The organism is Arsenophonus endosymbiont of Bemisia tabaci Q2 (genome assembly GCF_902713415.1).
Lineage (GTDB): Bacteria > Pseudomonadota > Gammaproteobacteria > Enterobacterales > Enterobacteriaceae > Arsenophonus.
Genome location: NZ_CACTIE010000122.1, coordinates 1 through 5,580, shown reverse-complemented (window position 1 = coordinate 5,580; position 5,580 = coordinate 1). Strand labels below are relative to the sequence as shown.

At 37.6% G+C, this 5,580-nt stretch carries 7 protein-coding genes and 1 pseudogene; 5 read left to right on the top strand and 3 right to left on the bottom strand.

Features of this window, described 5'->3' with window-relative positions:
* The 3 genes from ARSQ2_RS12780 to ARSQ2_RS07050 all read left to right on the top strand — a co-directional run.
* Window positions 1-182, top strand: a 182-nt coding sequence (locus tag ARSQ2_RS12780; RefSeq protein ID WP_238334369.1) for a hypothetical protein, incomplete at its 5' end; no start/stop codon positions are given.
* Window position 183: 1 nt separating this feature from the next.
* Window positions 184-333 carry a hypothetical protein gene (locus ARSQ2_RS07055; protein WP_238334368.1) on the top strand — a complete coding sequence of 50 codons (150 nt, stop codon included), beginning with the start codon at window positions 184-186 and terminating at the stop codon, window positions 331-333.
* Window positions 334-387: 54 nt separating this feature from the next.
* The gene (locus tag ARSQ2_RS07050; protein WP_181994852.1) at window positions 388-663 is read left to right on the top strand and encodes a hypothetical protein; all 276 of its coding nucleotides are present in this window, start codon (window positions 388-390) and stop codon (window positions 661-663) included.
* Between the two features lie 86 nt (window positions 664-749).
* Here ARSQ2_RS07050 and ARSQ2_RS07045 read toward each other — a convergent pair whose 3' ends face one another.
* The gene (locus ARSQ2_RS07045) at window positions 750-905 is read right to left on the bottom strand and encodes a hypothetical protein (protein ID WP_181994851.1); all 156 of its coding nucleotides are present in this window, start codon (window positions 903-905) and stop codon (window positions 750-752) included.
* 812 nt (window positions 906-1,717) lie between these two features.
* Between ARSQ2_RS07045 and mlaA the strand changes: the two genes are divergently transcribed.
* Window positions 1,718-2,491 carry a phospholipid-binding lipoprotein MlaA gene (gene mlaA / locus ARSQ2_RS07040; RefSeq protein WP_238334367.1) on the top strand — a complete coding sequence of 258 codons (774 nt, stop codon included), beginning with the start codon at window positions 1,718-1,720 and terminating at the stop codon, window positions 2,489-2,491.
* Window positions 2,492-2,772: 281 nt separating this feature from the next.
* Here mlaA and ARSQ2_RS07035 read toward each other — a convergent pair.
* Window positions 2,773-3,371, bottom strand: a pseudogene (locus tag ARSQ2_RS07035) (outer membrane protein transport protein); the annotation flags it as partial.
* Between the two features lie 22 nt (window positions 3,372-3,393).
* Window positions 3,394-3,618, bottom strand: coding sequence for a transposase (locus ARSQ2_RS07030; RefSeq protein WP_238334370.1), 225 nt, complete (start codon window positions 3,616-3,618; stop codon window positions 3,394-3,396).
* 732 nt (window positions 3,619-4,350) lie between these two features.
* Between ARSQ2_RS07030 and ARSQ2_RS07025 the strand changes: the two genes are divergently transcribed.
* Window positions 4,351-4,740, top strand: a complete 390-nt coding sequence (locus ARSQ2_RS07025; RefSeq protein ID WP_181994849.1) for a hypothetical protein — start codon at window positions 4,351-4,353, stop codon at window positions 4,738-4,740.
* Window positions 4,741-5,580: the final 840 nt, after the last annotated feature.

Sequence of the window (5,580 nt, the reverse complement as noted above, 5' to 3'; positions counted from 1 at the left end):
TTATTACAGTTATCAGCAAGGTTGGGCAAGAGGCTATAGAGAAGGGGTATCGCAACAGAACCACGAGTATGATAAGCGCCTTGCTGACTGTCAGGAACAGCAAAAAAGTATTTGAGCAAGAAAAATTGGTTCTGGCAGCGAAACTGGCTGACTACCAGCAAAAAAATACAAACCGCCCATAAAATGGAAATGCATTATTTACAGCAATTAAAAACACTCGAATTTTATCAACAACAACTGAAAAGAGAACTCCATGATGTTATAGCTAAGCGACTTAATTTTGATTATAAAATATATGTTTTTCTCCAATATAAATTTAATGATATAGAGTAATTACTTGTAATCATTTTAAAGTAGCCCAGCTATACTTTCTAATTTATTGACGAAATGGGGCAATTACATGCTCTTCCCACTGGTTTTACTAACGGTTTCGTGCAGCAAGTCAATGCCGCCTTTCGTGTGCCCACCGACAGTGACACCGATAATACCCCCAGTGCTCAATCAATGTCCAGAGCCGTTTTAACAATTAAAACCAGGTTACGCCTCTCTGAACTCATTCAGCAAGATTTACTTGCCTGGCTCGTTGACACGGGACAGCAATGTCAAGCGTTGAAAATGGAGGTAAATAAGCTCCTTGATTTCCTGGAGGCAAAGAAATTATGAAACAAGAAGTAGAGTTTTGGACATTGGTGGGACTATTATTAGGGTTTATGGGATTTCTCTTTAGTATTGCTCGACTCTTTTTTAGGTTAGATGGAAAAACGGCAAATGGAGCGTTTTAGTCGCTTAGAAATCAGTCTATAAAATTTAAACTCTTTAGAGCGTGAATTTCTTACTTTTAAGGCTGAACTATCAATATAGCTAAGCGTCTTAATTTTGATTATAAAATATATGTTTTTCTCCAATATAAATTTAATGATATAGAGTAATTACTTGTAATCATTTTAAAGTAGCCCAGCTATACAGTATGTACGACGTGAGGATTACGTGAGAGGGCAGACGGTGATAAAAGCAAAACTGGATGCGCTTTATAATAAACTGGAAGCCGTACAACATGATAAATTTGAAAAAGATAATTAGGTTTAAAATATAGGTGATGTATGGTAGTTCATAATTAATATTTTATATATTAATTTTCAAATGTGTACATATGTGAGTACATTATTAATGTTAATATAATGCTTTTTGTAATTAAATCAGTTTATTATTTATTTTATTAGCTATATCCATTTAACTAAGAGGACATAGAATTGTTTCAGTCTTAAGTTGCCTTGATATACTATTTATTTTACTATTAAATCCCTATTAAAATCAACTTTTTGAATAAAATTAGTTTAATTTTATTTCTGATGGCTGGATTTGTGTTTAAATAGGTTTGATTCTCTGTTGCGCTATATTAGAGTAAATCGTTAAATTATTATTTTATAAATTATCATTTAGTGAATTATTTAATAAATATTGTTATTAAATTTGTTTATCTATTTTACATTATGATGTGTTTATCATTTGAGAATAATTATTATTTTTTATATTTTTTGGCTATAACTTGTTGTTATTTATTTGTTTTTACCTATCCCCCTATTTAAGAATAATCGCTTTTAGATTATATGCTTAGATAAATAGTGATTAAATTCTTATCATTAAATCAAAAAGTAAGTAAGATTAAATTAATCAGGATATATAATTATGAATGGACAATCTATGTGAGGGTGTTTTGTTGAATAGAAAAACAAGATTTAAAACATATCGATTATGTGGCGTATTTTTTGCAGTAGGATTGATTACAAGCTGTTCTAGTATACCAACCGATAATCAACAGCGCTCTGATCCGCTAGAGAATTTTAATCGAACAATGTTTGATTTTAATTATCATGTTCTCGATCATTATGTGGTGCGTCCAGTTGCCGTTGCTTGGCGTGATTATTTTCCTATGCCTGCACGTAATGGTTTAGTCAATTTTTTTGCTAACCTGGAAGAGCCTGCAAGTATGGTAAATAATTTTCTACGCGGTGATATTTATCAAGGAATGAAGCATTTCAATCGTTTTTTCCTAAATAGTGTTTTTGGTATGGCGGGATTGATCGATATTGCTTCAATGGCTAATCCTAAACTTGCTAAACAAGAATCTAATCGTTTTGGTAGTACTTTGGGATATTATCAGGTTGGTTACGGTCCATATGTGGTATTGCCAGGTTATGGTAGTTTTACCCTACGAGAAGATGGAGGTGACTGGGCTGACAAGGCTTACCCGATGTTAAGTTACCTTACTTTTTGGATGTCAGCCGGAAAATGGGTATTAGAGGGAATCGAAAAACGGGCACTTTTTTTAGACTCTGATGGAATACTACAAAACTCTTCTGATCCATATTTAATGGTCAGAGAGGTATATTTTCAGAATAAAGATTTTAAGCCGCAGGGAGGGGTGGTGTTGAAGCCGACTATTAATCCTAACGCTGCTGTAATTGAAGAAGATTTGGATTCTATTGATTAGTAATAGACTGGTACATTTTAGTTTAAATGTTAATAAGTAAAAAAATAATGGTGAGGTAATTGATTGATTTTTATTGTCACGTTAACTTAAATCTTTATAAATTAAAAAATCAATTAATAATATAATTGTTTGCTAATTATCATTTACGATAAATTATTTAATTAGTGAATGGTGGCATCAGTGGTGATATTTGGATTTAAAATTATCATCACTAAATATTTCTTACTGATCGATTTTATCAAGGATAGCTATTTCTATCCTTTTGTATTTTTAATAAAAAATTATAATTTGTAGTTAAAGTTAACACCTGCTAACCAAGCGCTACCGCTTGATTTAAATTCATATGCCGGTAGGGGCATACCTATTGACGGCATTTCTTCTTTGATTTTTACATGTTGTCCGTGCATGTAGGAAATGCCTACGTCAACTGAGGCATTTTCGTTAAAGGCATAAGTTGTACCGGCACTGATCCAAAAGCGATCTTGATCGGGAATTGAGATCGAGCGATTTTTAGCGGGTACTGGGCTATCATCAAAGGCAATGCCGGTACGAAATGTCCAATGATCATTATGATAGTAAGTGGTACCTAAAGCAATACGGAACACGTCTCTAAAACCTTCATGTTTATTAAATAAAACGCATCCATCATCTTTTGCGGTGGCTTTCAGTTCTTTAAACTGGCTCCAACTAGTATAGACTAAACTATAATGAACTGCCCATTTAGGGGCAACTTTATTATAGCCGGAGATTTCCCAAATTTCGGGAAAGATTCAGATCCAGTTTTCCCTTAACGCTATTTGCCGCCTAAACCAACAAGCATTGATGGAGGAAGCTCATTACTATAGTCGCCATTAAACTTTATTTTAACTTCTGAACGATATAGCTAAGCGACTTAATTTTGATTACACCATATTGAGTGCGAACAAAATATCTGTGTCGCATCCGAGCGCTTTTTTTTTGCATTTAGCTTGTGCCCATTTATGTTCAATTGGATTAAGATCTGGCGAATAGGTAGGCAAATATTCCAGCATATGCCCCGCATCGATGATCACTTCTTGAATACTCTGTTTCTTGTGAAAAGTTGCATTATCCATCATAATTACACTGTTTTTAGGAAGTACTGGGATAAGGACTTGGGTGAGCCATGCATAAAAAACATCGCTGTTAATATTGATATAGCTACATCTTAATTTTGATTATAAAAATATATGTTTTTCCAATATAAATTTACTGATATGAGTAATTTGTATCATTTTAAAGTCGCCTAGCCATAAGGAAATAAAACCTGCGCCGCCAGATTGAAAGGCACATCAACCGCGCCATGCATCACCTGGGTAGACCATTCTGCCGCCGTATTGTGAATTTCAAAATGCCTTCGAGATATTGGCCGAACTCATCGTGACTCTAGATAAGGAAAACCCGTTATGAGTATTATTTGCATCAGCTGCCATCAGGCAATCCGTCACCTGAATCCTACCCAGGGAGACATTACCCAACAACCGGGAAAGCGGCGAGTAGGGAATTGACCTGCTACTGGCCTTCCCACAATGCGGACAGCAGTATAGCGCCTGCGTACTTAACTGGGATGTCGTGCCACTAACAGCTATCACGGCAAATTCGCCATCCACGCCACACACTCACAATAAACCTACCGATTAACGAGGAGAACATCACCATGTGGATATTAATTTTAGCCATGTACGCCAGTCCTTATAGCGATAATGCCTTTTCCTCTGCATGCAGGAATTTGGACGAACGCCTGTCCCGGGCCTCCAGTTGTTTGCGGAAAAATTTGAAACCTTCAAGGATATTGATGCCGGGGAATTTGCGTGAAGAAGTCATAAAAAGCAGCCGTCATTTTGTATAATAACGATATTCATTTTATAATCCTTCAAACCCAGATTGTTTTTTCTCACATAAGGAACCCTGACCGACCAACGATAGGGACCCCCGATGACCGACAAAATTTTGCAGTTAATATGCCTTACAATCTCAAGCTGGACGGCGACTTACCGCCAGATGCTGCACAGGCTAACCGGGAAAACATCGGCAAAAACCCTGAATATCGGTCAACTGGCTCCGTGTTGGCCCTGAAAACAAAAGCTTTGGCATCTGCCCATCAAACCAATAAAGCAGATGACCCCGTCCGCAAAAATACAGACATGAGCAATATTACGAGGGCATTTCCGGATGATCGGCAAATAGAATACCCACTTGCAAACGGGAAGCGGATTTTACTGGCTGGATAATGACAGCCAGCCAAATTATCGAAACTCAAGCTGGCAAAACGTGGGACAGGGCAACATCATGCTAGAAAATATTTTCGGCAAGGGCGAGTTACTGGTTGATGCCCGAACACCATGAACCGTCAGGTGATTATCGACGTTGACCCGCGGTTTGTGAATAGGTGATACCGTCGGTCAGATATGGCGGTCTGGGGTAGCAAAATGTCTATTTCCCGATGGGGCTATGGAAAATCATGCGACGGGTGGCGCCGATTTCAATGGGCGCGCCACCACGCGCTGGCGCGTAAATGGAATCTTGCTACAGTGGATTTATTCGGTAGTTAAGCGGGTTAAAGAAGCCACGCATCCAGGGCAATCTGTTTGAAGATAAGGTACGCAGTCTGGATGCGGCGCATTTCACAATGAAACATGGGAAAGCAAAATGGCGCGATATCATCCACCTGTAAACTAGGTTTTCTTTTTGGTATTGATGACGTCGGAAAGAAAAACATAATCTATACACTAAGCGTGTATGCCGGCAGCCCCTCTGAAGCGATATTTTAAAAGTGGCACTGGTTGCTGGAGAGAGGTAGTTTTTGAAAATAATACGATGATCGGAATGTGGCCGCAACATCTTGATACAAACGCCACCAAAACTGCCATAGCATCTTGACCTCAAGGCTGGAAGGGGAATTAGAAATTACCAGAACAGTTTTTGCCCTTTCTTAAGAGGGCTGGCCTCTCCATATCAGTAAATATGTGCGGCGATACAGCTTCAAAACCGGGCAATTACTGTTCAATAGTCTCATATCACTACGATGAACTATTCCCTCAGTAATAACCTCATATATTGATGCTGTTCTT